Below are 24587 nucleotides of genomic sequence, written 5' to 3' on the forward strand. Positions count from 1 at the left end.
GCCGTTTCAAATAGGCGACAAATTATGAATCCGGTGTCGAAACTAAAGAAAGAGAGCCGCTAAGGTCGCAGCTCCCGGTACTCATTGGGCGAGATGCCCACATATTTTTTGAATTGCTTGTAAAAATATCCCGTTTCCACGTAACCGACTTCGCGGGAAATATCGGCGACCTTGTCGTCGGTATCCTTCAGCAGCTCCTTCGCCTTCTCGATCCGGTACTTGTTCAGGTACTCCGAGAAGCCGGAGCCGGTCTCCTTGCTGAACAGCTGCCCCAGATAGGCCGGGTGGATGCGGTGCGCGGCACCGAGGGTCTTGAGCGACAGCGCCTCGCGGTAATGCCCGGCAATGTACTGGATGACCTGGTTCACGACCGGCACGCGGTCGCTGCGCTGAAGCTGCTCCATCGTGAAATGGGCGTAAGCTTTGACGGCATCCGTCAGCTCCTCCAGGGAGGAGGCTTTGCCGATCCGGTCCAGCGTTTTCTTGAAGCGGAACAGCACCTCCTGCGCCTGCTCGCCGCCGCGCATATCCCTCAGCTCCAGGCGGAACGCGACGACCAGCTCGATCGCCGCGCTTTGGAGCAGCTCCGGCGTCGCGCCCTCAATCCGCTGGAAACGCCGAAAGTCCTCGTCGATGCGGCCGTACAGCCCGTCCGTGTCGCGCGCGAGCAGCATGCGGGAGTAGTCGCCGCTGCCGATCTCCAGCGCTTCGCCGCTTCCCGGCTGCTCGCGCAGATCGGCGGCGTCCAGAATCGGACTGCCCTCATGCAGCAGATGATAGTCCTGCGCCTTCTTGGCAAGCGCGTAGCTGCGCTGCTCGAGCTCGCCGATCCGCTCCGCCGTCCCGAGCGAGAGGCGCAGGCCTCCGGCTGCGGACAGAATTTCCATCGCGCTTCGGGCAGAGGCTCTCCCCGCCTCCGCCGTATCCGACGGAAACAGCAGAACGAGGTCGCCGTCGAGGTCGGCGAAGCTGAGCGAGCGGGCATCGGCAGGCAGCAGGGAGCGGACCCGCTTCCTCAACGCGGAAATGCTCTCGCCGGTTCCGCGGACGACAGCCGACGTCAGCCACGGCCGGTCCAGGCGCAGGCCGAGCAGCTCCGCCCGCTGGGCGAGCTCGGAGGGATCGATCTCGCCGCGCATCCAGCGGTAGAGGATGCGGTCCTTCAGGATGCCGAGCTCCTCCTCGGACAGGGCGAGCTCGGGAGGCTCCTCCTCCGCGTCCAGCTTGGCTGCCGTCGCAGCCAGCGTCGCCCGCAGCTCCTTGAAGTTGACGGGCTTCAGCAGGTAGTTCTCGATGCCGAGCGTCATGCCTTCCTTGAGATAGTCGAATTCGTTGTAGCCGCTCAGGATGATCGCCTTCAGCCCCGGCAGTATTCCCCGCGCTTCCCTGATCAGCTCCAGTCCGGACATGCCGGGCATCGTAATATCCGTGACGAGCAGATCGACGGGCTGCCTCTTCAGCTGCTCCAGCGCCGCCTTGCCGCTGCCTGCGACCGCGGCGATTTCCAGATCGAAGGCGGACCAGTCGATCGCATCCTGCAGGCCTTCCACAATAAAAGGCTCGTCATCGACGAGCATGACCCGATACATCAGCTTCTCTCCTCCTCGAGTTCGTCCGGAAACCGGATGATGACAGTCGTTCCTTGGCCAGCCTCGCTGGCGATCGACAGGCCGGCTTCGGGCCCATAGACGAGCCTAAGCCGCTCCGAGACGCTGTGCAGGCCGAAGGAGCCTTCAGCCTCGTCCGGAAGCGGAATCCGCATGCTCCGTTCCACTTCCTCCAGCCGCTGGTCATCCATGCCCCTGCCGTTGTCCTCCAGCGTGATCGAGATCATGCCGCGAACGGCCTCGGCCCGGATCGAAAACCGGTTGTCGCTGCGGTCCGGATCGAGTCCATGCACGATATAGTTTTCGATGATCGGCTGCAGCGAGAGCTTGATGACCCCGCGTCCTCCGATCGTTCCCGCCATCTCGATGCTGTAGGCGAACCGGTCCTTGTAGCGGATCCGGAACAGCTCCAGGTACTGCCTTCCCAGCTCCAGCTCCTCCCGCAGCGGCACGATGCTCTGGCTGCTTACCATGCTGCGGAACAGCACGGACAGGCTGTAGATCATCTCCCCGGCGTCGTCGGCGCCTTGCGAGACGGCTCTCATCCGGATGACCTCCAGCGTATTGGAGAGGAAATGAGGATTGATGCGCGCCTGCAGGGCGGACAGCTCTGTATTTCGCTGCCTGATTTCCGCTTTGTATTCCTGCTCGATATGGCGGTCCAGCTGGTCGAGCATCCGATTGAAGCCGCTCGCGATCTGTCCGAGCTCGTCTCCGCGGGGATCGTGGATGCGGCCGGCCATGTCGCCGGTCTCGACCCGTCTCATGAGGCGGACCAGGCTTCCCGTTCGGCGCGCGACGCTGAACACCGCGATGGAGGGAAGGGCGACCGCGAACAGGATGCAGACCGCGCTCACGCTCAGGACGGTGCGCCGCACGCTCGCCGTCGCAGCGCGAATTTCCGACTTCGGAACGACGCTGACGACGTTGAAGCCGGCCGCGCTTTCGGGAAGCACCGATACGAGCGACGCTTCTTCCAGCTCTGCAGAGGGGGAGAGGGCGCTGATCCGGGAAGCGTACGGATAGAGCTTGCCGTAGTAGGCGCCGGAGGAGTCGAACACGACCTGGCCCTGCGGCGTCAGCACGAGAAGATAGCCCTTGAGGACGTCCGCGTACGTTGCCAGCGCCCGCTGGATGCCGTCCGAGCTGTAATAGACGAGCAGCTGCCCGATGTTCTGCAGCGTGGACGAATCGTTGATCGCGGACCGGACCGCGTACAGCCGCTTGTCCTCCAGCCCGAGGCCGGACCGGACCCAGGGGCTTGGAAGGCTTACCGGCGGCGTTTCCAGCGCCATCGCGTCGGGAATGTAGGACAGCGCCGAGTTCAGCTGCAGCAGCTGCGGATTGCCCTCCCTCCGGTAGGCGTACAGATACTGGACGCCGGAGCTGTACAGCAGCAGGTGCCGGATGTCGGCATCGCCTTCCGCCTTGCGCTCGAAATAAGTCAGCGCGTTGCCGAAGCCGGCGCGAGGCTCGTCCGCATAGCGGTCGATGCGGAAGCGGAAATAGTCCGCGAATGGATGCTGCAGCAGGTACGATACGTTTTGCGAAAGGGCCGTATCCTGGTAAATGTCGGAGACCATGCGCTGGACGGAATCGTTTTTGGCGGTCAGATAACCGCTTACGCTCTCCATGGCGCGCCGCTGGTTGCCGACAATGTCGCGTTCGATGGAGCCCGCCATGACGGCGTAGAGCAGATAGGAGAGGGTCACGATCGCCAGCACCGCAATGGCCGAAAAGGTGGCGAGCAGCTTGGTGAACAGGTTGTTGCGGATATAGGTGCGGTAGAAACTCCCGGCCTTCACGGATGGCCCTCTCCTTTCCCGGCCCTGGACAGGCGTCGGCATGGCTTGAATGGGGCTAATTATAGCACAAGTCTGCCCGTTTCCCAGCCTTTCGCCATGCCCGCCCTCGGAGGAGGAAGCCTTAAGAACCCGCTGCAAGGCGTAGCGCCCCGGATTGCTCTGTGGTATGCTAGCTGGGCAAGAAACACAACCGAAGACGAAGTCCGGGAAGGCGGCTCTGGCCGGCCATGCCCGGGAGAGGTTCGCGAACTCCCTCTATAAAAAACTACAAGGCGCACGATTCCCGCGGGGGATCCGTGTGTTTTGCGTTCGGCGGAAAGCAGCCTCTGTCATGTGGGGCATGCTTTCCGCCGTTTTCTTTGGCGCGCCGCCGCTCGTCGCTTGTTCGATGCGGCAGAGCCGTACAGCTCGGGATCCAGAGATATGGAGTTAATCGCTGCTCTCTCTTCGGCCATCATGGAGAGGGGAAGTTGAAGCAAATGAAGAGATTGGAAAAAAGAAAAGGCAAGGCGGTCGTCGTTTTCAGCGGAGGCCAGGACAGCACGACCTGCCTGTTCTGGGCACTGGAGCGCTATGAGGAAGTGGAGGCCGTCACCTTCCGGTACGGACAGCGCCATGCGCTGGAGCTCCAATGCGCCGCATCCATCGCGGCAGAACTCGGCATCCGCCACCATATGCTGGACATGAGCCTGCTCGGACAGCTTGCTCCGAGCTCGCTGACGAGGGAGGACCTCGCGGTAGCGGACGCTCCCGAAGCGGGAGGACTCCCGAATACGTTCGTGCCGGGACGCAACCTGATGTTCCTGTCGTTCGCCGCCGTCCTGGCCAAAGGGGTCGGAGCGGACACGCTTGTCACCGGAGTGTGCGAGACGGACTTCAGCGGATATCCGGATTGCCGGAACATCTTCATCCAGTCGCTGAACGTGACGCTCAATCTGGCGATGGAGGAGAATTTCGTCATCGAGACGCCGCTCATGTGGCTGGACAAGGAACAGGTATGGGAGCTGTCGGATCAGCTGGGAGCCTTTGAATTCGTCCGGGAAAAAACGCTGACCTGCTACAACGGCGTGCCTGCCGACGGCTGCGGGGAGTGCCCGGCGTGCAAGCTGCGCCGCAATGGCCTGGAGCGTTATCTGACTCGGCGCGCAGCAGCGGCAGCAGGCGTTGGCGCGCAAGCCGGAGCAGCAAACGCTGCAGGCATGCGGGATGAAGCAAGAACGGATGCTGGCGGTGAGCTCCGATAATGCAAACCCTTTATCCGTCTCCGCCCCATTCGTTCCGATATGAGCTGCATAAGGAGTTTCATTTTGCAGCGGCCCATTATATTCCCGCCGAAGAGGCGGGCAGCTGCAGCCGCGTGCACGGCCATACCTATTACGCCGATGTGACGGTTGCCGGCGACAAACTGGACGGCTGCGGCTTCCTTGTCAATTTCTCCGAGGTCAAACGGCTTGTCCGCGACCGGTTCGACCACCGTCTGCTCAACGACGACGAGCGGTTCGGCTCGGAGGCTGCCGACGATCCGGAGACGTTCCCGACGACCGAAGTCGTGGCGCGAACGGTATGGCAGCTGGTGCAGGAAGAGCTGGACCGGCGCGGCAACGGCGCCCGCTGCCTGCAGGTGTTCCTGCGGGAAACGCCGTCCAGCTACGTCATCTACCGTCCCGAGGCCGTCCGATGAGCGGGGCTCAGATCGGAGCCGGCCGAGAGGAAGCGGCGGGGCAGGGCGCATTTGCGCCTGGCGCCGGTTCGGGCATCGAGGAGCAGGCAGCATCCGCAGCTGCCGCTGGTTCGGGAATTGCGGAGCAGGGTGTAACCGACGTGGACGCCGGTTCGGGCATGGAGGAGCAGGCTGCATCCGCGCCTCCTTCCGGTTCAGGCATCGCGGCGCAGGTGCCCGCCTTGGCAGCATCCAGCGCTGCGGGAAAGCCTTCCGTTCGCGGACGAATTCCGGTGCTGGAGATTTTCGGCCCTACCGTGCAGGGCGAGGGCATGGTCATCGGCGTCAAGACGATGTTCGTCCGGACGGCTGGCTGCGACTACAGCTGCTCCTGGTGCGATTCCGCCTTTACGTGGGACGGATCGGCGAAGGACGAGATCCGCTGGATGGAGCCGGAAGAAATCGCCGGGGAGCTCGAACGGCTGGCAGGCGGCAGGACGCCCGGCCACGTCACGCTCTCGGGCGGCAATCCGGCGCTGCTCCGTCCTCTCGGCGGGTTGATCGACCTCTTGCATTCGCGCGGAGCGCTTGTGGCCCTCGAGACGCAAGGAAGCCGCTGGCAGGACTGGTTCGCGGACATTGACGAGCTCACCCTGTCGCCGAAGCCGCCTAGTTCCGGGATGGACACGGATTGGACGGTACTGGAGACTATCGCGGCGAGACTGGCGGAGGCCGGCCGGCTGCCGTCGTTGAAGGTCGTCGTCATGAGCGCGGAGGACCTCGCTTATGCGAAGGAGGTTCATCGGCGCTTCCCGGAGATTCCGATGTTCCTGCAAGCCGGCAACGATCGGCTCGAGGAGCCGGATGCGGCGGCGCTCCGCAATTATTTGGCTGATCGATACGAGCGGCTGGTGGATATGGTCATGGACGATCCGGAGTGGAGCCGGGTACGCGTGCTGCCTCAGTTGCATGCGTGGCTTTGGGGCAACAAGCGGGGCGTTTAGCGGTAGGGAGTGAAGGAAGCCTTCTCCCCGGCAGAGCAAAAATGCCCTCCCCAGGATAGGGGGGCATGGATGCTTTCGGGTTGCTTTCGTTCATGGGATGCGGCATGAAAAGACTGCAGATTCAATCCGGGTCGAGCTCATTCCGCAGGATGGCATTCCGGCAAGACGAGGCCATAGCTCCCAAAGCGATATGCGGGAAATTCAGGCTTTGCCGGCAGTCACATTCGGCCGGCCGGGCATCAGGTCGGCTTTTTCCCGTTCACCTGGAACACGGAGCCGTAGTCGCCGGAATAGATCGGCGATCCGTATTTGCTCAGCCAGGTCGTGTAGAAGCGGCTGGAGGCGTTTTTGCGTGTGACGATGACGTAGTCGGGATGGTTGGCGTCCACAAGATCGGTGACGTATACCGGGAAGCCGTACATGGACTGCTCGAAGGCGGTCCAGCCGAAGACGGTTTTGGTCGCGTCCGTAATGAACGGATCCTGCCGCCCGTCCGCCAGCACGTCGCCGCCGCGGAACATGACATAACCGGAGGAGCCGTACAGCGTCATGACCTTGGGCCTCGCAGGGCCTTGGAAATGCTCCAGGATGTAGTCCATTTCCTTCACCGGGTACTTGTAGGAGTTCGGCTGCGGCGTATGCTGGAAGTTGTAGACGACGTTCACGCCGAGCCCCAGTACGAGACCGATGATCAGCGGCTTCACGCTGAGGCTGAGCCGGAAACGGCGCAGCCCGGGAACCGACTCGATGACGGCCGCGGCAAAGTACAGGACGAACAGCCACATGAAGAAATGATACTTGTAGTTGGACACGCCGAGGAAAAAGATGCCCATCATGAAGATGAAGCGGAAAAACCGCTTGTGGATCGAGAACGGCAGCAGCGCGACGAATGCCAGCAGCATGCAGGTCGCGGCCAGATTGCCCATGCTGTTGAACTGGATGGCCTTCCACTCGTTGATGAGCAGGTTGAAGTTGCCGTGCGTCACCGTGAGGATGAAGAAGATGCTTTTCGGTCCTGCCGCATTCAGGAAGCCGGCGCCGATGACCGTGACCGCAACGACCAGCCAACGCCAGCCGATGCGCCGGTTCAGCAGCTTGCGGGTAACGAGGCTTTCCAGCAGCGCCATTCCCATGAACACGATGATGACCGGCCAGACGCCGGAGTGGAAATTGGCGATCAGCAGCGAGATGAGCGGGAGCAGTACCATGTAGCGGGCAGCCGGCTTGATCTGGAATTCGCGCAGGAAAACGAAGAACCAGACGATGAGAAACGCGGAGATCATTTGCGGCCGGGTCGTGAAGTAAATGTCGTAGATGCCCCACATGACAGGCAGCAGGAGCAGCATCAGGATCGGCTCGCGGCCCCGGGACGGCAGGCCGAGCTCCTTGCGCGAGACGAGCATCATGCGGTAGAGGCCGAGCACGAGCAGAATCATGCAGGCGGCGGTAAGCAGGTAGGTGCCGGCCCAGCCGAAGGCATCGTACAGCAGCGCGATGACGGCCTGGAACCCGACCTCATGCGGAACATAAGGGAGCTTGTCGTCGCCGTAAAAGGTATGGATGGCGGTATGCGGAACCTTGCCGGCCTCCAGCATGGACTTGCCGACCTCGATATGCCAGAACGTATCCGGGTCGTTGTACGATTCGGACGGCGGCATCAGAAACACGATGACCGATAGAACGAGCGCGGCGATGACCGCCGCAGCGGCGATACGGATTTTCATGGGGATGCTCCTTGCCGGTATGGTCTTGGAATGGACAATCAGTTCCCTTCATTATAGGGGCGCAGGAATGCTCCGGCAATGGAGCTCTCCGGATCCTCCTTTCAACGTTGGGGAAGAGAGAGGTTGCAGGTACGCGGGGCTGAGGGCGGGCAGCAGGAATTGCGGAGACGGGTTGAAGTCCTTTGCAAGCGGCAAGGAAACATCCATGTACGGAACAACGCGGCAGCGATGTGTACAACAATGCAGCACCTGCGTCACAACAGCGCAGCATCTATGCACACAGCAACGCAGCATCTATGCACACAGCAACGCAGCATCTATGCACACAACAGCATGGCCTCAAGCAGACAAGAAGACTAGAAGGCCGCCATAGCAGACCGCACAGACATAGCAGATCAATTGAAATCCAGAAAGGAAGATAATCCATGAACGAACAACAAGGACGCTCGCAAGCCGAATTGGACGGCGTCACGCTGCTGGGCAACCAAGGGACGAAGTACCCTTCCACGTATGCCCCGGAGGTGCTGGAGAGCTTCGTCAACAAACATCCGGACCGGGATTACCGCGTCAAATTCAACTGCCCCGAGTTCACGAGCCTATGCCCGATGACGGGACAGCCGGATTTTGCTACGATCTATATCGCCTACATTCCCGACAAGCTGATGGTCGAGAGCAAATCGCTCAAGCTGTATCTGTTCAGCTTCCGCAATCACGGCGACTTCCACGAGGATTGCATGAACATCATCATGAACGACCTCATCAAGCTGATGGAGCCTCGCTACATCGAAGTATGGGGCAAGTTCACTCCGCGCGGCGGCATTTCCATCGATCCCTACTGCAACTGGGGCAAGCCGGGCACGAAATACGAGCAGATGGCGGAATACCGCATGATGAACCTGGATCTGTATCCGGAGAAAGTAGACAACCGGTAGGGAATCGACAGCCAAAAATAGCGGGTGCAGGATGATACGGATATAGAAGGAATAGATGAGGGCGGAATGCTTGGATTACAGCTTTCCCTGGAGGAAAGAAATGAAAAGGAAACGATTCTTCACCTGGACTTCGTTGAGTTTGTGGGTGACGCCTGTTCTGCTCTACGGTTTCTATCTTTCCTTCTATTACAGGACAATTCATTTTGTACAGGACCCCGACTTTCATCCACTCGCCGGCAATAGCCTCATTTATATCTCTTGGTTTGGATTCGGATTGACGTATAATTTGATTTCTTATTATAGGACAAAATGAAAGAGAGCGCTCCATGATGGGGCGCTCTCTTCGTTTATTCCTGCCTTGGTGTCAGGTCGCATTCCTCCAGCTTGAGGAGCTTGGTCTTATGTTTCCACTTATGCCCCAGCCAGATGGCTAGGAACAGCGGCAAGCCGAAGTAGGAGGCGGCGATGAACGCCCAGTCGACTTTCCCGTCCTCGATGCCGCCGACGAATTGGCCGCCGATGACGGCGATGCAGAGAATCATGGCGAGAACCGGGCCGAATGGATACCATTTGGCCCGGTAAGGCAGCTCGTCGAGCGAGCGGCTTTGGGCCTTCCAGGCGCGCCGAAAGCGGTAATGGCTCACCGCGATGCCGAGCCAGACGATGAACCCGGACATGCCCGATGCGTTGAGCAGCCAGACGTAGACGACGCCGTCGCCGAACAGGGATGCGAGGAACGCGAGTAGGCCGAAGGCGCTCGTCACAAGCAGAGCGGCGAAGGGGACGCCGCGACGGTTAAGGCGAGCCAGCCAGCGAAGAGCTTTGCCCTCCTTGGCAAGCACCCACAGCATGCGGGTCGAGGCGTACAGGCCGGAGTTGCCGGCCGAGAGCACCGAGGTCAGGATGACAGCGTTCATGACGGATGCTGCGATGCTGAGGCCTGCCTTCTCGAATACGATCGTGAACGGACTCATGCGGACTTCGTCGCTGGCCAACTCGGGAGCGGTGTAAGGAATGAGCAGGCCGATGACGAAGGAATTTATTTCCGGACAGAAAAAAACACCTGATCCCGTGGGGGATCAGGTGCCGGGAAGAGCTGGATTTAGATCAGCTTGCCGCCTTGAAGCAGCTTGTAGATGACGGTTGCGGCCGCTTCGCGGGTCGTAGGAGCTGCCGGCTGGAACACGGTGGAACCGTTCGCCGAGGAGCCTTCCATGAGACCTGCCGCCGTTACAAAGGCAATGCTGTCCTTCGCAAAGGCGCCGAAGCTTGCAGCGTCGCCATAGGTGCTGATTTTGCCGCCGGTTGCTTTGATATCAAGCAGAGTGGAGGCTTTGGCCAGCATGACGGACAGTTCCTGGCGGCTGATGATGCCGTCCGGACGGAAGGTGCCGTCGTTGTAGCCGTTAATCAGGCCGGCTGCATAAGCAGCATTTACAGCATCACTGTACCATGCGCCGGATTTGAGGTCGGTGAATGGAGCAGAGGACGTCGTGCTGAGGCCGAGGCCGCGCGTCAGCATTGCAGCGAATTCAGCGCGTGTGACGGAGGACTTCGGCGAGAACTTCGTCGCAGACGTGCCGTTGATCAGCAGCTTCTCAGCCAGAGCCTGGATGCGGCTCTGAGCCCACGAAGCCGAGATGTCGTTGAACGCGACGGCTTTCTTGGCCACGGCATAGGTGGAGAAGCCAGGGCGGTTCACGACAACAGTCGTCGTTCCGTCTTCATTGGCAGCGAATACGGCTGGAGCCGGTGCTTCCTTGCCGTTCTCGAGGAACAGGACGCCGGCTTTGTCAGCCGATACGCCTTTGTCCAGCGTGAACGAGCGTTTGATGAAGGTCGAAGCAGGTACGCTAATTTCTTTGGATACAGAACCGGTTACAACGTTCACTTGGAACGTAACCGGAGTGCCAACGACGCTAGCTGTTGCAAATTTGGAGTCGGCAGCCTTTTGGATGATAAGCTCAAGGCCGCTTCCTGCCGGTACCGATTTCAGGAGCGAGAGCGGAAGCTCAAGCGTCTCTGTGCCTGTCGTCAAGTAGAGCGAGCTGCCTGCTGGAGCAGTGGACAGCAGTTGAACTTGATCGGCAGGCAGGCTCAGCTTGGAAGCTTTGCCGGCTTCGGCAGCTGCGCTGACGACAAGAGCCAGCTTGGTCGTACCGGTACCGATTGCGGCTTGCAGATCCGCGTAGGTTACTGCAGTCACCGTTGCGGAAGCTTCGGACGCGGTCGCGGATTTAACGGCGACCTGCTGTTGGCCTTGACCAACGACAGCCTTCAGGGAAGCCGTTGCATCCGATGGAGCAGGGGTTGGCGATGGAGCGGGAGCAGCTCCTGTGCCCGGGAAGAAGATCGGGCCGGTCGACGTACGGGCTACGGAGAACGGAAGGTAGCCGATCGTTTGGGCAGCGATTTTGCCTTTGACGATCTTGTATGCGGCAACGTTGATGCCGTACTGGCCGTCCTTCAGCTGTGCGGTCGTTGTGTTTCCTTTCTCGTCATCGATCTTGTACGTGCCGTCGAAGCGGCTTGTATAGACCTTGGAGTCGAGGACGGAACCGGATGAATAAGCGTCGGTATACGTAACATAACCGACTGTATCGTCATTGATGTCGTTGATGGTGATTTCGTAATAGTTCATGCCTTGCGCAGCAAGGCGGAACGAGATGTCCATGAAGTCGTTGATGCCGTCTCCGTTAGGGGAGAGCTGGCGAGTCGACAGCGTCAGATCCTGGATGCCGTAGCCGGTATCCGGCTTCTGATCGCCGACATGGACGACGAACGGGATATGAAGTGTCGGCAGGCCTGCAGCCGTCAGGACAACTTGTCCCTCGTAGACGCCTTCGGGCGCATCGTCTTGAGGAGCTACGCTCAGAGAGAAAGCGGATTTGCTTCCTGCGCTGGCGGAAATGGTGCCATTGACGAGACCATCCAGCGACACTTTGATTTTGCTGTTGTCCGGAGTATTGACCGGTTTATCCGAATAAGGATCGCCAGTTACTTCGCTATTAAGCGAGTAGGTGGCGTTGTAAGTAACCGCTGCATCGGAGGTGTTGTTGACCTGCAGATTGATCGTCTTGAAATCGCTGCCTGCCTTCATGACTCCAAAGCTGGCGTTGTCGCCGTAGTTCGTCGTCGGAACAGGGTTCATCTCTTTGTCATAGAGAACAAGCTGCTCCACCGTTTGCAGAACGGCAGGAGTTTTGATCGCTTCCGCGATGTTCACGCGTCCTGCTCCTTGGGAATACACATCGTACAAGGTACCTTCCGCGTCGGAGATCGGATCAGCCGTATTGGCGAGTGCCGCGCGGATTTCGAATGGAGTCCAATCCGGATGCTCCTGCTGGAGCAGGGCAGCGAGCCCGGCAACATGCGGCGTCGCCATGCTGGTGCCGCTGATGCGATTGTAGGCTTCCGCATAGCTGGCTTCAGGATTCGTCTTGCCGTATGCCGGCCAAGTGGACAAGATGTTCACGCCCGGGGCGGAGAAGTCCGGCTTGATGCCGAGAATGCCGTCCGAGTTCGGGCCGCGCGAGCTGAAGTCGGCCATATGGTCGCCTTGATCCACCGTTTTTGGATAGATGGAATCAAATGCGAGCTTGAGGCTGGCGCCTTGGTTGGCTTTCAAGAAGCGAGCCAGCGCGCGTCCTTTGGATCCTTCGAGATCAAAAGCAGGAATGAATTGCAGGCTGTCGCCCAGATAAGCCGTCGGGCCGATCCAGGAATCGCGTCCCGCAATGCTTTCGCTCAGATTGGCCGTATTCGCATCGGTTGTCAGCGCATTGCCGTTGAAGATGACGATAGCCTTGGCTTGATGCTCCTTGGCGATGGCAATTTTGTCGACAAACGCCAGCGTGCCACGGGAAACGAAGACGATTTTATCTTTTACGTCGAGGCCTTTGTAATCCGCCTCGGCTCCGAGATTGGCGTAAACGGCTGCCTGCTCCTCGCTTCCAATCAAGGAGGCGAAGTCTTCTTTGCCGGTATACCAGCCCATGACGTTCAGGGCGTTGTTGGTATACACGCTGCCCGCAACCGTGCCGGCGGAGTTGTAGACCGAAGCGCTGACCGATGCTCCGTAATGGTTGCTTGGGCTGGTGGCTGCTCCAACGGAAATAGCCAGCTGGCTGGAAGCGGGGGAGCCCATGGAGTAGTAGTATTGCTCTGATTCAACGGCATTGTTGCCGTTAGCCACGACAGCTACGACGCCGGCCAGGACCGCGTTGTTGATTGCGATAGAGTCGGGAGTAAATGCGTCCTTGGCATCATCGGAACCTAGAGACAGGTTGATGACATCCATTCCGTCCTGCACGGCATGCTCGATTCCGTCGATGACCTGCGCCGAGGAGCCGGAAGAGCGGCCGGTTTCTTTGTTGAAGCCGAGTACCTTGTAGACATACAGATCCGACTCGTAGGCCACGCCTTTATGGATGACATCGGAGTCGTTCTCTGCGCGGGCAGCGATCGTGCCGGACACATGCGTTCCGTGGGAGGTGCCTTTATTGCCGGTTTTTTCGTCCGGGGACTCCTCATAAGGATCATCCGTGTTGAAGTAGGAATCATGGCCGCCCTTGTAGGCGTTTTTCAGGTCCGGATGAAGGTAGTCCACACCGGTGTCGATGACGCCGACTTTGATGCCTTTGCCCGTCAGGCCGGCATCCCAAGCCTCGGGAACGCCGATCTGCTTGAGCGGATTGATGTCAAACTTGTATGTCGTTTCAGTCGCGGTAGGGGAGCTTGTCGTCGGAACGGAATAATAAGTGCGGTTCTCATAGATCGATTTCACTCCTGCAATCTGGGCAAGAGCAGGAATCTGATTGGCCGGAAGCTCGACCTCCATTCCGTTCAGCACCGTATCGAACTGGTAGGTGACCTTAAGATCGATCCCGCTTTTCTTGGCAGAGGCGATGACGCCGGATTGCTGGCGGCTGATCGCGCTCTCGGTCGCTTCGGAGCTGAGGGATTTGACGCCCATTTTTGCGGCGTATTTGCCCTCGGCGATCGTCGCTCCATCCAGCTGGACAATGACTTTGACAGGCTTGCTGGACGAGGTGTCCAGGCGGGAAGAGATCATGGCGTCGATTCCTTTGGTCAGGCTTTTGGCCAGAATACCAGAGGATACAGGCGATGCAGCGGCTTGGGCCACGAGCGGCTGAAGCAGCAGCGCGGCAGACAGCGTGGTGGACAAAGCGGTCAGAATGACTTTGCGGCGAGACTTCTGCAAGCAGGTACCTTCTTTCTATAAGTGTGGTGGCCTTCCATGTGGAAGGCGTTACGAAAAATGAAAGATAACGTGACATAATTCGACAAGGAACCTATCATCTCTCGCGTGTGATAAAAGAATACTTCTCCAAATCTTCTTTGTCTAGTAATAATTAACAAGAATTTAAGTTTATTTTAACGTTGCCCGAATAAATCTGCAATTAGTTATTGAATTAATGCGTTAAAGCATTTAATTGATGCAGACACTTCTGTATGCGCTCTCTACTTCTTTCTTAAAGTTATCTCATAATAACAGAGGATAATAAAATAGGCCTCGCTCCATATATACATAGGTCTGAGATCCCATCTCGAACTTCTATTTCCTCCATTATCTGTTATAATTCGACCAGGGGGTTAGTACATCTATGCTTATGACCTGGACATACCTGGTCGCCGCGTGCGTTCCAATCGCGCTTATCCTGCTGGTTACGCCGTATAGACGGGTTCCCGGCACTTCCATATATATCGCCATGCTGGCGCTTTCCGCGGTGCTCAGCTTCGCCTCGCTGATGCAATACGTCATGCCGGAGCTGCAGACCAAAGTTTTATGGCGCAATATCTCGCAAATTTCAGTGTTCATTTATCCCGTGCTCAGCTTGTTCCTGGCTTTGGCCCATTCGGGGTATGAGCGGTTGGTACGAATCCGTCCCATCATCTATGCATCCCTGGTTCCAATCGCGGCGATTTTGCTCATTTTCACCAATGACTATCACCATCTCATGCGCGCATCGGTGAGGATCGGCGCCGACGGCATGCTGGATATCGAGAGGACGGCTCTCAGCTCCATGTTCATCTCCTACAGCTCGGCCAGCCAAGTTCTCGGCATCGCCGTGCTTTTCCGCACCTGGCTGACAGCTGCCGGCACAGACCGGCGCCGGCTCCTGGGCTTGATCGGAGCGGTGCTCATTCCTCTTGTATCCATTAATGTGAGGCTGGCTAATCCGGCCTTGGCGCAAGGCATTATTGGCGCGCTGGTTTTCTCCACGTTTCCGGCCTGTCTGCTGATCTTCTGGAGCTTCTATCGCTATCAGGTTCTTCATGTCGTTCCCATCGCCCGGAACAAGCTGTTCGAGATCATGAAGGACGGCATCGTGGTGCTCGATACCCGTCAGAGGGTGATGGATCATAACGCTTCCGCCTCGCGGCTCATCGCCAAAGCGGGCGGAACGCCAGGAGGCGACTGGCGCAGACTGCTGCTCGGCCAGCTGATCCCGGATGCCGATGCATGGTCGGAAGCTCATGAGCGCCGGATCGAATCCGAGGTGAGGCTGCGCTTCAGGCGGCCGGGATCCGAGGATATCTGGCTGGAGGTGAATGTCACTCCGCTCGTATCGGGGCGGGGAGACTTCTATGGAACGCTGAGCGTCATCAGCGATATATCGGAATCCAAAAAGGTCGAGAAGGATTTGCGCCGGAGAGCGGCGATAGACGGTCTTACGGGATTGTACAACCGCACCGGCTTCATCGAACGGGCGCAGCGGCATCTCACGCTGTGCGTCGAGAACGACCGGCCGTACAGCCTGCTCATCATGGATTTGGATCTGTTCAAAGGAATCAACGACCGTTTCGGCCATCAGAACGGAGATCTGGCGCTGCAGACATTCGCTGAAGCGGCCCAGAGCGCCGTGGACGGCAACGCGATGTTCGGGAGAATCGGCGGGGAGGAATTCGCGGTCGCGGTGCCTGGCGCCGGAGCCAAGGAAGCGGAGCGGATTGCCGAGCGCATCCGAGCCGCTGTCATGGCGGCCGAGGTGCATGCCGATGACGGGAGGCAAATCCGGCTGACGGTGAGCATCGGCGGAGCATCGACGGAGCTGAAGCCGATGAATGGGGACAACCTCTTCCAGCTTTTGTACGGCGAAGCCGACCGGTGCCTGTATCAAGCGAAGAAAGACGGCCGCAATCGGGTTGTTTTCCATCCAAACGATTGAATGGAGGCCTGGGGCAACCCGGGCTTTTCGGGCTATCCTCTACAGGAGGAGGCTAGTCTTGACCCGATGCGGCTGCGGGAGGAAAATAAGGGTAATCGAAAGGAGGCCACTGAAAAACAAGCGGAGGGTGAGGAATCGATTCTGGAGAAGCGAATGCGCTCGCCTTTGTCACCGGATTTCAACCGTAAAAACGGTAAGAATCAGAGAAATACGGGGACAACAGCGATCGGAAGATCGATCCGCGCACGCAGCGACAACTTTTTCAATGGCCTTATCGTAAGTGAACTCATATTCCAGGGAGGGGACGTCATGCTTCAATTCAGATCGCTGATCGTGGACAAGCAGGATGAAGACGTGGAGGCGGCCGTGCAGACGATGGAGGAGGCGAAGCTGCCGGAAGGGGACTTGCTGATCCGGGTAGCTTACTCCAGCATCAACTATAAGGATGCGCTCGCCCTTGAGCCCGACGGCCGGATCGTCAGCCGTTATCCCCTGATTCCCGGAATCGACGCGGCAGGCGTCGTCGAGAAAAGCTCCGAACGCAGGCTGCCGCCCGGAACAAAGGTCATTGTCACCGGCCATGGCTTCGGCGTGAGCCAGCATGGCGGGTATTCCGAATACGCCCGCATACCGGCGGAGTGGGCGGTGCCGCTGCCGAAGGGGCTCACCACGCGCGAAGCGATGGCTCTCGGGACAGCGGGATTGACGGCTGCGATGTCCATCCAGAAGCTGGAGGACGGAGGCGTGAAGCCGGGCAGCGGTCCGGTCGTCGTGACCGGGGCCAGCGGCGGCGTCGGCACGCTCGCCGTCTCCATGCTGGCGGGGCTCGGCTACGAAGTCGAGGCCGTCTCCGGCAAGCCGGAAGCGGCCGAATTGCTGAGGGAGCTCGGAGCAGCCCGGATACTGGCCCGCGAGGAGCTGCTGCCGGCAGAGCAGCGGCCGCTGGACAAGCAGCGGTGGGCGGGAGCGGTCGACTGCGTAGGCGGGGCGATGCTGACGAATGTGCTGAGCCGGATCCAATACGGCGGAACAGCCGCCTGCTGCGGCTTGACGGGGGGCTCGGAGCTGACCGGAAGCGTCTTCCCGTTCATCCTGCGGGGAGTTCAGCTTTGCGGCATCGATTCGGTGTGGGCGCCGCAGGAGCTGCGGACCAGGCTATGGAAGCGGATGGCGGGAGATCTGAAGCCCCGCGGCCTGGAGCGTCTCATCCGCGAGGTGGAGCTGAACGATGTTGCAGAAGCGGCTCAGGCTTTGATTGCCGGACGCTCCGAAGGGCGCAAGGTGGTCCGGATCGCAGCAGCTGGCGGTCAATGAAACAAGCCGCCTGGAAATGAAGGGACCTTTAAAGGTCGCTCCGTTCCAGGCGGCTTTTTGATTGGAAAATGATTGCCGATGAGGAGAAAGGACGGCGGGATTGTCGAGCAAGCAGCCGCTTGCCGAGGCTCCGCTCGTCAAACCTTGCGGCCGACGTACACGAGGTCGCGGCTGATTCCGTCCAGGATGGCGACATCCGGCAGGCGTCCCCACTGTCCGAAGCCATGCTTTTCGAACAGGCGAAGGCTCGGTTCGTTATGCCCGAATACGAGGCCGACCAGCGTGTGGACGCCGATCGCCGGACAAGCTTCCATGGCCTTCCGCAGGAGCAGGCCTCCGATTCCTTGGCCGCGGAGAGCCTCGGACAGGTAGATGCTGATCTCGGCAGTGCCGTCATAAGCGGCGCGCGGATGGAAGGACTGGAAGCTCAGCCAGGCGACGATATGGTCGCCGTCCTTCAGCACCCACAGCGGACGGCGCTCCGCCGAGTGCTCGTGAAACCACTGGATGCGGGCGTCGGTCGAGATCGGCTCGAGGTCCGCCGTCACCATCCTTCCCGGTATGGTCGTGTTGTAAATGGCGACGATGGCGGGGAGATCGTCAAGCGAAGCATCGGTGAGCGTATAGGACAGCAGCGTGTCGTTCATGGGTCGTCTTCCTTTCGGGTTCCGGCGCTCCGGCAGCTTTAAGCCTATTCTAGCACGAAAAACCTGCGCTGCCATAGAGGGCGGCGCAGGCTGGACAAGGGGACCTTACGGGGTCGGCGGCTGAGACGAAGACACGCCTTCAGACGGAGTAACGCCGAGCTCGTCGGCATATTCCTCGAGCGACTTGATTTTGCCGTGCGGCTGCTGGTTTTGCTTGCGCTGCTTCCAATTGCTTTCCCGGCGGTTTTTAGCTGTGCTCATATGGTCCCCTCCTTCCACTCGGTAGAATGGGCGAAGGGGCGGCGATCTATTCAAGACGCTTCAGCTGGGCTCATGGGACAGATAAGCCTGAGGCTCGCGGCGGATCGATTCCGCAGCCAGCTTGTAGGCTTCGGGAACAAGGGAGCGGTACAGCTCATAAAGACCGGCGATTTCCGCAGCCAGCTCCGGATCGTTGTCGAGATCCGATGCTTTGGCTTCGGGGGGAGGTAGAGACGGCCCTTCGGCTTTTTCATGGAGCTCGGATGCGTCGGCGCCGGCTGCATCTTGGCCAAGCCGCTTGCGATGCACCGCCGCCGTATCCGCGAGCGCTTCCAGCAGCTCGAGCGATCCGATCCGCCTCAGCGCCGCCAGAATGGCGGCCCACTGATCCGGCGACTGAAGCAGCAGCCCGGTCCAGGCATAATACTCCCAGGCCGAGCCGCGGGCATGGCCGTCGAGCACCCGCAGCATGAAGAGATCCTGCCTTTCCGGGGAAAGGCTGCGATAGGCGGCTGTTTTATCGGTTTCAGAAGCTCCGCGGAGCCGTGCGAGCAAGGGCCCGATGCAAGCCGTCACCAGCTGTTCATCGCCCATCTCCTGCCATCGTTCCCGTTCGATGCCCGGCTTGGCCGTCATCGATTCCATCCCATTTGTCATTGAATTCCTCCTCTGTCAAGTCAGGCCATGCGGGTCCGGGGCAGCGGGTTCCTTCCATGCGCTCCGGATGATTTCATGCCCGCCGGCAGCCTCGTTCCCGTATTCGCCGGCAGGTTGGCGTTTTCCTCCCGTCGGTCGGGAATGGCTGCAATTACGCAAGAAGAGGACGGGAGGATGAGTTCGTTTCCTTTTCCGCATCTATTTTTTCCAAACTGGATTCCTCGATCGGAAAAGCGGATAAATCCAGCTCCGGCTTCGGGTATTCCAGACCGAGCTTCTCCAGCTCCTCCACAAGTATACGGAGAACGAGATAATTGCGGAACCAGCGGTTGTTGGACGGAACGATATGCCATGGGGAGCCGTCGGTCGCCGTGCGGCGGATCGCATCCTCGTAGGCGGATGTGTATTCCTTCCAGTATTGGCGCTCCTGAAGGTCGGTCGGATCGAATTTCCACAGCTTCTCGGGATTTTCCATCCGGTCCCGGATTTTCTCCAGCTGGAATTCGGGAGAGATGTGCAGGAAGATCTTCACGACGAGCACGTTCTGCGTCGTCAGCATCTCCTCGAAATGCCGGATCTGCTTCAGCCGGCGGCGAGCCTCCTTGTCGCTGACGTGGCCGTGCACCCGGGTGATAAGCACCTCTTCATAATAAGAACGGTTGAAGGCAGCGATGTAGCCTTTGGCCGGAACATCCTTGTGGGTGCGCCAGAGAAAATCGTGGGCGCTCTCCTCCTCGGTCGGCTTCTTGAAGCTGTAGGCGCGGAAGCCGCCGGGGTTGATGCCTCCGAACACCTTCTTGATGACGCCGTCCTTGCCGCTGCAGTCCATGCCCTGGAGAACGACCAGCACGCCGTTGCTGCGCGAGGCGAACAGGCGGTCCTGCTGCTCGGCCAGCCTATCCAGCAGGTCCTCGAACTTCTCCTGGACTTCATCCTTGTCCTTGAATCCGGCGGTATCTTCGGGATCGTAGTCCTTCAGCCTGAGCTTGTCGTCGCTTCCGATCCGGTAACGGTCCATGTTCATTCGGCAGTCTCCTCCTGGGATGATTCAGAGTGGAAATAGGTCTATCAAGTAGATTACCCCAAAAAGCGGAAACTCCTGCCGGAATTGCCGGAGGGACGGAAAATAGATCGGTTTCAGGGAGAGATGCATGAGGCAGGCGTTGCCTGGACGGGAGGCGAAAGGATATGGATTCATGCTGGGGGAGGCCGCAGGGATGAAGGAATTTGAGATCGAGAGCTGCGGAGGAGGCCGCATCCATGCTATTGATACGGGGCAAATAGCGGTTCAGACGATATGCTGCCGCTGCTTATCTGCCCGGACCTGGCGATGACGGCAGAAGGTTACATCCCCAACAGGCTGCTGCCGAAGCAGAGGCCGGCCGCGCCGCCAGGGAGCTTCGCGAATTCGCGGCCTCCGCTCATGACGTCTTCGCATCGGAGCCGGAAGTCCTCGTCCGAGAAATGAGGGAGTGGATGAAGCGCCGCGAAGGTTGCGATCAGGCGGGCTTGTCCGGCGCTTGTTGAGATGGGGCATATTCGTCCGGCCCTTTCATGAGTTTGAAGGCCGGCTCCCGGCGCGCTCGGACCGCTTTTTTGAAATCAGGGGGCGTATTGTGAGATGATAAGGGGGATCAAAGCGGCCCAAGCGGCCGGGCAAGGAGCCATCCATGAACTCTTCGCAGCTGCAGCCATTCAAGAAGCTGAAGAACGACATTACCCGTTTCATGATGATGTACAAGTTCGCCCTGGACGAGATGGAGACGAAGATCGAAATCCTCAAGGAGGAATTCCAGCTTCTCCACGATTACAATCCGATCGAGCATACGAAGTCGCGCGTGAAATCGCCTGAAAGCATCATGAACAAAATCTACCGCAAAAACTGCGAGTTCTCGCTGCCCGCAATCAAGGAGAAGATCCAGGATATCGCCGGCCTGCGGATCACCTGCTCGTTTGTATCCGATATTTACCTGATCCACGACATGCTCAAGGTGCAGAAGGATCTCGCCATCGTGCAGGTCAAGGATTATATCGCCCATCCCAAGCCCAACGGCTATCAGAGCTTCCATCTTCTGATCGAGGTGCCGGTCTACATGTCGGATCGTCAGGAGAAGGTGCTCGTCGAGGTGCAGATCCGCACGATTGCGATGGATTTCTGGGCAAGCCTCGAGCACAAGCTGTATTACAAATACAACAAGGCCGTCCCCGAGCATCTGCTTCGCGAGCTCAAGGAGGCGGCGGATTCGGCCGCCGCGCTGGACCTCAAGATGGAGCGGCTGCATCGGGAAGTCCAGTCGCTGCAGGAGGAAGAAGAGGAAGAGAGCGACTTCCTGCCGGCGCTGTTCGGAGAGGGCGAGCGACGCGGCATCCAGATTCCGCCGCAGCTGCTCGGACTGCTCGGCGGCTCCGACTCCAAGTAGTCCGCAGCTCTCTGTCGCTAAGGGAAGTTCCCAAGGGAAGTTTCGAACGAAGGTCCCGGCCGTGCCCGTCATGGCCGAGGGCCTTTTTCGATTATCCCGGCAGCGCTGTGGGGCGGTCGGCCGTCCATGCTCCCGCGTCCGGAGTGTCCAGCTGCTCGTCGGCATCGAACGGGAATCCCTCTCCGGCCATGCTGCTCGCCAGCAGCGCCGTCGCAGGGTCCAAGGGGCGGGGCTTGGGAAGCCCGGCGCAGCAGTCCCGGGCGGCCTCCAATCGGTCGCGCAGCGAGGCGGTGAGACACTCGGCAATGGCGGCTTTGTGGGAGGTTCCGACGAAGCCGAGTCCGCCGCACAGCGGCAGCCTGCGGTCTTCCAGCTCCTCCAGCAGCCCAGGGCTCAGCTTATGATGATGGAACGGTCCGAGCAGCTGCTCGTTCTCGGGCTCCAAAGGAAACAGGAGCAGATACAGAAGCTCGAAGCAAGCCCTCTCCGCGCTGTCGGCCGAGCTTGATGGAGAGGGCGCGGCAACGGCATCCTGCACCTGAAGATGATAACCGGCGTAACGTTCGCAGAATTGCTGGTACTGCTGCTCGTAAAGAGCCAGCTCCCGCCATACCAGGCCTGCCTCAGCGCTGTACAAGGAAACTCGGCGGAGCAGGCCGGTGAGCAAAAAATGACGCTTGAGCTCCCGTTCCATCCAGCCGTACTTTTCATCCGTCAGTCCAGGGTTGCCGCGCAGCACGGCTTCGCGCACCTGCAGCAGCCATTCCTGCGGCAAGGCCTCCTCGAGCTTGCGCTCCTCCTCGGCAAGCTCTGCCGGCATTCCCGGAAGCAGCCCTGTCATGGAATCTGCAAGCTCCCTGTAAGCCGCTTCCTCCTCGCCTTTCTTTTCCCCGCCGCTCTTTGTCGGCTCTCCCAGCAGATTTTTCAGCTTGCCCAGCATCCGCCCTCATCCCTTCTGTCGAATTCTACTTAAGATTAACCCTGCCGGGGGCAAAGGCAACCGCATGGGCGGAAAGAATGCAAAAAGGCCGCCCCGGAGGACGGCCATCGCGGTCATGCCTTCTTTTCATCCAGGGCCGGAGCCCCGATCAGCGACTTGACGTTCTCTTCCTGGTTAGGCTCCAGGCCGAGGAAGGCGGCGGTGAAATAAATGCCGTCCTTTTCCCACAGGTAAAAGAGCTGGCGCCGGGTATCCTTCTTCGGATCGACTTCAAATACATCGTAGAATCTCTTGCCATCCTCCGCCACGGTGACGCGGACGCCATCCAGATCGAGCGTCCGCAGGACGGTCATCTTGGCGGCATCGACGATAGGAGCCTTGCTCTGGTACAGGTTGAGCGTATCGTTCATGGAGTAAACGGTCGATTTTAAATCGGGATCCGGCTGATAGCTCGTTTCAAGCGTATCCACGGCCGGCCTGAATTTGAAATACCGAGTCCGGTCGCCTGCCTTGTTCAAGCGGGCGTCCATGAGCTTCCATTGACCGTCCGCCAAGGTGGAAGAGATATTGATGTCGAAGCCCAGCGCCTCCTCAGCCTTCTGCAGGTCCTTGCCGTCGTATAGCGGGAAGGTGACCCCTTCGCCTGTGTAGTCGACCTGCTCGATCTGCTCGGGAAACACGTAGGAATGCAGCATTTTTTCCAGATCCGGCATCGTCACATTGCTTCGATGAGTAAGCGTTCCTTCGCGGGTATGGTTTTCGCTGAAGTAATCGACGGCATACCAGATCCCCTCATCCTGCCATACGAAGCTTTTGGCTGTTTCCGGCAGATGCCAGGCATAGGTTTGAATTCTGGAGACCAAGGTGCCCTGGATCCCGGCAAAAGTGGCATCCGCATACTTGAAAAATTGAGGATCCGCCGGACCCCAAGTCGCCGGCGCGTTTGTCCGCACTTCCCCGCCGCTCTGGGAGCTATAGATTGTATCCAGCAGGTTTTCCTTGGAAGCCAGCAGCTCGAAGGCTTTCTCATGCGGGAATACTTCATATCCGTTTTTGACGGTTATGGCGACGACGTTGTCGTTCATGTCCATGTATTTGGCCAGATTGATATTCTCCAGCCGATAGCCTTCCGGAAGATAGTCGGGCACCTTGTACGTGAACCCGGAAAAATCATTCGCCCTCTCCAGGCTGGAGAACCATTTGGACCAGTCGTTTATCCGCACAAGATGGAATGAGGCCGTATGCGCCTGTGCTTGCCCGGATCCGGCTTGCGGAGCGGCGCCGGTCCTGGTGTTGGGAGCTTGGGCGAGTACGACGGCTCCGATGGCGAGAAGCGCCAGAATGGCGGCGGCGGACAGGCGATAGGAACCTTTGCGGAACTTGGCGATCATCGTAATCCTCCGTTTCATTTCGTGCTCGTGTTCAAAGAAAGGCGAGAAATTGGCCGCTGTCCTGGAGCTGCGGGCCAAAACTTTCGACAGCAGCAACAGCGTCCTGCCATAGGCGGCGGATTCCCGCTCGCCGAGCACCTCCAGCACTCCGGCGTCGCAGGCTACCTCGCGGTCCGCTTTCATTTTCCGGATGGCCAGCCATACGAAGGGATTGTACCAATGCAGCGCGGCAGCCAGCATCCACAGAAGATTGATCCACAGATCCTTGCGCTTGTAATGAGTCAGCTCATGCAGCAGGATGTGCTCCAGCTGTCTGGAATCGGCGATGACGGCGATATCCGCCGGCAGATAGATTTTTGGCCGGGCAAGTCCGTAAAGGAAGGGACTCCGAGGCCCATAGGTTTCATGGATCGGAATCGGCCGCTTGATGCCCAGCGTCCGCCGGCATTTCTCCAAAGCGGACCTGATGCCGGGATCCTCGATCCTGCGGGACGAGCGGAATTTGAATTCGAATCGGAGCGTGCCGATCAGGAAGCAGAGGCATAGGACGGCAAAGCCGGCCAGCCAAGACAGCGCAACGATCGGCAGAGGGCTCCAGCGGGCTTGTCCACTCGCCTTTTCCTCGAGGGGAGAGGCGGGAGGAGCTGAAGCTGGCGCCGGAGGTTCCGATGTTTCCGGTTGAGGATGATCCTCCGGCACGGGTACAACGACTGGCTGCGTGGAGGCCGCCGTGCCGTCATCGACGGACAGGCTTGGAACCGGCGGGGTCTGGCGCATGGCGGAATCGGCCTGTGTCGCCGCCTGCGGCATAAGGCCGAACAAGCTGATCGGGCTTTGCGGCGCCAGCGGCACGAGCAGCTTGATCAGCACGAGCAGCCAGAGGGCATAGGCCAGCTTGGAGCTCGGCGTCTTCTTGAACAGCTTCCGGAAGGCGAGCAGCGCCAGGATAAGAACGGTCGATGCCAGCGAGGCCGTCAAGAAGAGATGAAAGATCGTTTGAATCCGTTGCATGGCTCGAAAGCTCCTTCATGA

Annotated in this window: 17 protein-coding genes, 1 pseudogene and 1 riboswitch; of the genes and pseudogenes, 7 read left to right on the top strand and 11 right to left on the bottom strand. The window is 59.3% G+C overall.

Annotation, left to right across the window (positions count from 1 at the left end; all coding sequences use genetic code 11):
* Nucleotides 1-59: 59 nt before the first annotated feature.
* Both PHU01S_RS14125 and PHU01S_RS14130 read right to left on the bottom strand, forming a co-directional pair.
* Nucleotides 60-1589, bottom strand: coding sequence for a response regulator transcription factor (locus PHU01S_RS14125; protein ID WP_049868816.1), 1530 nt, complete (start codon nt 1587-1589; stop codon nt 60-62).
* A complete protein-coding gene (locus PHU01S_RS14130; RefSeq protein ID WP_232313086.1) occupies nt 1589-3412 on the bottom strand; it encodes a sensor histidine kinase in 1824 nt (607 codons plus the stop codon). Before PHU01S_RS14130 ends, PHU01S_RS14125 begins: the two co-directional genes overlap by 1 nt.
* A gap of 231 nt (nt 3413-3643) precedes the next feature.
* Nucleotides 3644-3687, top strand: a riboswitch (PreQ1 riboswitch).
* A gap of 204 nt (nt 3688-3891) precedes the next feature.
* Between PHU01S_RS14130 and queC the strand changes: the two genes are divergently transcribed.
* The 3 genes from queC (at nt 3892) to queE (ending at nt 6076) form a co-directional block, all read left to right on the top strand.
* The gene (gene queC / locus PHU01S_RS14135) at nt 3892-4656 is read left to right on the top strand and encodes a 7-cyano-7-deazaguanine synthase QueC (protein ID WP_127508078.1); all 765 of its coding nucleotides are present in this window, start codon (nt 3892-3894) and stop codon (nt 4654-4656) included.
* Nucleotides 4656-5093 (top strand): 6-pyruvoyl trahydropterin synthase family protein, encoded by a 438-nt coding sequence (locus PHU01S_RS14140; RefSeq protein ID WP_307721805.1) that lies wholly within the window; start codon nt 4656-4658, stop codon nt 5091-5093. Before queC ends, PHU01S_RS14140 begins: the two co-directional genes overlap by 1 nt.
* Before the next feature lie 158 nt (nt 5094-5251).
* Entirely contained in the window at nt 5252-6076 is an 825-nt protein-coding gene (gene queE / locus PHU01S_RS14145) for a 7-carboxy-7-deazaguanine synthase QueE (RefSeq protein ID WP_127508108.1), read from the top strand.
* A 239-nt stretch (nt 6077-6315) separates the two neighbouring features.
* Here the strand turns inward: queE and PHU01S_RS14150 are convergent, their stop codons facing one another.
* Nucleotides 6316-7800: a hypothetical protein gene (locus tag PHU01S_RS14150; RefSeq protein ID WP_127508080.1), complete on the bottom strand. Its 1485-nt coding sequence runs from the start codon at nt 7798-7800 to the stop codon at nt 6316-6318.
* A gap of 425 nt (nt 7801-8225) precedes the next feature.
* Between PHU01S_RS14150 and queF the strand changes: the two genes are divergently transcribed.
* Nucleotides 8226-8732, top strand: a complete 507-nt coding sequence (queF, locus tag PHU01S_RS14155; RefSeq protein WP_021880380.1) for a preQ(1) synthase — start codon at nt 8226-8228, stop codon at nt 8730-8732.
* Between the two features lie 347 nt (nt 8733-9079).
* Here the strand turns inward: queF and PHU01S_RS14160 are convergent.
* Nucleotides 9080-9763: pseudogene (locus PHU01S_RS14160) on the bottom strand (amino acid permease); the annotation flags it as partial.
* Nucleotides 9764-9834: 71 nt separating this feature from the next.
* Nucleotides 9835-13956, bottom strand: coding sequence for a S8 family serine peptidase (locus tag PHU01S_RS14165; RefSeq protein ID WP_246029231.1), 4122 nt, complete (start codon nt 13954-13956; stop codon nt 9835-9837).
* A 403-nt stretch (nt 13957-14359) separates the two neighbouring features.
* Between PHU01S_RS14165 and PHU01S_RS14170 the strand changes: the two genes are divergently transcribed.
* Entirely contained in the window at nt 14360-15925 is a 1566-nt protein-coding gene (locus tag PHU01S_RS14170) for a histidine kinase N-terminal 7TM domain-containing diguanylate cyclase (RefSeq protein WP_127508082.1), read from the top strand.
* Between the two features lie 309 nt (nt 15926-16234).
* Nucleotides 16235-17239: an oxidoreductase gene (locus PHU01S_RS14175; protein ID WP_127508084.1), complete on the top strand. Its 1005-nt coding sequence runs from the start codon at nt 16235-16237 to the stop codon at nt 17237-17239.
* A gap of 137 nt (nt 17240-17376) precedes the next feature.
* Here the strand turns inward: PHU01S_RS14175 and PHU01S_RS14180 are convergent, their stop codons facing one another.
* The 4 genes from PHU01S_RS14180 to PHU01S_RS14190 form a co-directional block, all read right to left on the bottom strand.
* Nucleotides 17377-17886, bottom strand: coding sequence for a GNAT family N-acetyltransferase (locus PHU01S_RS14180; RefSeq protein ID WP_048746994.1), 510 nt, complete (start codon nt 17884-17886; stop codon nt 17377-17379).
* A 105-nt stretch (nt 17887-17991) separates the two neighbouring features.
* The gene (locus tag PHU01S_RS25800; RefSeq protein ID WP_021880628.1) at nt 17992-18147 is read right to left on the bottom strand and encodes a DUF6254 family protein; all 156 of its coding nucleotides are present in this window, start codon (nt 18145-18147) and stop codon (nt 17992-17994) included.
* Nucleotides 18148-18207: 60 nt separating this feature from the next.
* On the bottom strand, nt 18208-18804 hold the full coding sequence (locus PHU01S_RS14185; protein WP_021880629.1) for a hypothetical protein: 597 nt from the start codon (nt 18802-18804) through the stop codon (nt 18208-18210).
* Between the two features lie 151 nt (nt 18805-18955).
* On the bottom strand, nt 18956-19828 hold the full coding sequence (locus PHU01S_RS14190) for a PPK2 family polyphosphate kinase (protein ID WP_198156191.1): 873 nt from the start codon (nt 19826-19828) through the stop codon (nt 18956-18958).
* A 646-nt stretch (nt 19829-20474) separates the two neighbouring features.
* Between PHU01S_RS14190 and PHU01S_RS14195 the strand changes: the two genes are divergently transcribed.
* A complete protein-coding gene (locus PHU01S_RS14195) occupies nt 20475-21224 on the top strand; it encodes a GTP pyrophosphokinase (RefSeq protein ID WP_021880632.1) in 750 nt (249 codons plus the stop codon).
* Nucleotides 21225-21315: 91 nt separating this feature from the next.
* Here PHU01S_RS14195 and PHU01S_RS14200 read toward each other — a convergent pair whose 3' ends face one another.
* Both PHU01S_RS14200 and PHU01S_RS14205 read right to left on the bottom strand, forming a co-directional pair.
* Nucleotides 21316-22164 (bottom strand): hypothetical protein, encoded by an 849-nt coding sequence (locus PHU01S_RS14200; RefSeq protein WP_127508086.1) that lies wholly within the window; start codon nt 22162-22164, stop codon nt 21316-21318.
* Nucleotides 22165-22277: 113 nt separating this feature from the next.
* On the bottom strand, nt 22278-24566 hold the full coding sequence (locus PHU01S_RS14205; protein ID WP_127508088.1) for a M56 family metallopeptidase: 2289 nt from the start codon (nt 24564-24566) through the stop codon (nt 22278-22280).
* Nucleotides 24567-24587: the final 21 nt, after the last annotated feature.

It is taken from the genome of Paenibacillus humicus NBRC 102415, from assembly GCF_004000905.1.
GTDB classification, from domain to species: domain Bacteria; phylum Bacillota; class Bacilli; order Paenibacillales; family Paenibacillaceae; genus Paenibacillus_O; species Paenibacillus_O humicus.

What these genes read in the sequence shown, in the direction of transcription:
- PHU01S_RS14125 (WP_049868816.1), bottom strand. Translation starts at nt 1,589, where the DNA reads ATGTATCGGGTCATGCTCGTCGATGACGAGCCTTTTATTGTGGAAGGC.
- queC (WP_127508078.1), top strand. Translation starts at nt 3,892, where the DNA reads ATGAAGAGATTGGAAAAAAGAAAAGGCAAGGCGGTCGTCGTTTTCAGC.
- PHU01S_RS14140 (WP_307721805.1), top strand. Translation starts at nt 4,656, where the DNA reads ATGCAAACCCTTTATCCGTCTCCGCCCCATTCGTTCCGATATGAGCTG.
- queE (WP_127508108.1), top strand. Translation starts at nt 5,252, where the DNA reads ATGGAGGAGCAGGCTGCATCCGCGCCTCCTTCCGGTTCAGGCATCGCG.
- PHU01S_RS14150 (WP_127508080.1), bottom strand. Translation starts at nt 7,800, where the DNA reads ATGAAAATCCGTATCGCCGCTGCGGCGGTCATCGCCGCGCTCGTTCTA.
- queF (WP_021880380.1), top strand. Translation starts at nt 8,226, where the DNA reads ATGAACGAACAACAAGGACGCTCGCAAGCCGAATTGGACGGCGTCACG.
- PHU01S_RS14170 (WP_127508082.1), top strand. Translation starts at nt 14,360, where the DNA reads ATGCTTATGACCTGGACATACCTGGTCGCCGCGTGCGTTCCAATCGCG.
- PHU01S_RS14175 (WP_127508084.1), top strand. Translation starts at nt 16,235, where the DNA reads ATGCTTCAATTCAGATCGCTGATCGTGGACAAGCAGGATGAAGACGTG.
- PHU01S_RS14180 (WP_048746994.1), bottom strand. Translation starts at nt 17,886, where the DNA reads ATGAACGACACGCTGCTGTCCTATACGCTCACCGATGCTTCGCTTGAC.
- PHU01S_RS25800 (WP_021880628.1), bottom strand. Translation starts at nt 18,147, where the DNA reads ATGAGCACAGCTAAAAACCGCCGGGAAAGCAATTGGAAGCAGCGCAAG.
- PHU01S_RS14185 (WP_021880629.1), bottom strand. Translation starts at nt 18,804, where the DNA reads ATGACAAATGGGATGGAATCGATGACGGCCAAGCCGGGCATCGAACGG.
- PHU01S_RS14190 (WP_198156191.1), bottom strand. Translation starts at nt 19,828, where the DNA reads ATGAACATGGACCGTTACCGGATCGGAAGCGACGACAAGCTCAGGCTG.
- PHU01S_RS14195 (WP_021880632.1), top strand. Translation starts at nt 20,475, where the DNA reads ATGAACTCTTCGCAGCTGCAGCCATTCAAGAAGCTGAAGAACGACATT.
- PHU01S_RS14200 (WP_127508086.1), bottom strand. Translation starts at nt 22,164, where the DNA reads ATGCTGGGCAAGCTGAAAAATCTGCTGGGAGAGCCGACAAAGAGCGGC.
- PHU01S_RS14205 (WP_127508088.1), bottom strand. Translation starts at nt 24,566, where the DNA reads ATGCAACGGATTCAAACGATCTTTCATCTCTTCTTGACGGCCTCGCTG.